Source organism: Pauljensenia sp. UMB3104, from assembly GCF_030217285.1.
Classification (GTDB): Bacteria; Actinomycetota; Actinomycetes; order Actinomycetales; family Actinomycetaceae; genus Pauljensenia.
Map to the genome: position 1 here is coordinate 1 of NZ_JASONN010000177.1, position 309 is coordinate 309.

Annotated in this window: 1 pseudogene; it reads right to left on the minus strand. The window is 66.0% G+C overall.

The window, feature by feature from the left end:
- Positions 1-309, minus strand: a pseudogene (locus tag QP415_RS11260) (transglycosylase domain-containing protein); the annotation flags it as partial.

Below are 309 nucleotides of genomic sequence, written 5' to 3' on the forward strand. Positions count from 1 at the left end.
GACTGGGGCTTGCACTGCTGGCCGGAGTTCGCGATCGTGGCGAACACGGACGCCATGTGCAGCGGGGAACTCGACACGGAGCCGAGGATGTTGGCGGGGAAGGGGGCCGGGACCTCGCCGTCCTCCGTGATGCCCATGTCGTAGGCGGTCTCGAAGATCGAGCAGAAGTCCACGCGCGACGCCATGTTCACGAACGCCTGGTTGACCGACTGGCCGGTGGCGCGCACGACGTTCATCGTGCCGGTCTTACCCGCGAGGTCGTTGACCTGGTAGCCCTCGGTGGTGATGGAGCGGCCATCGCACTTGAAG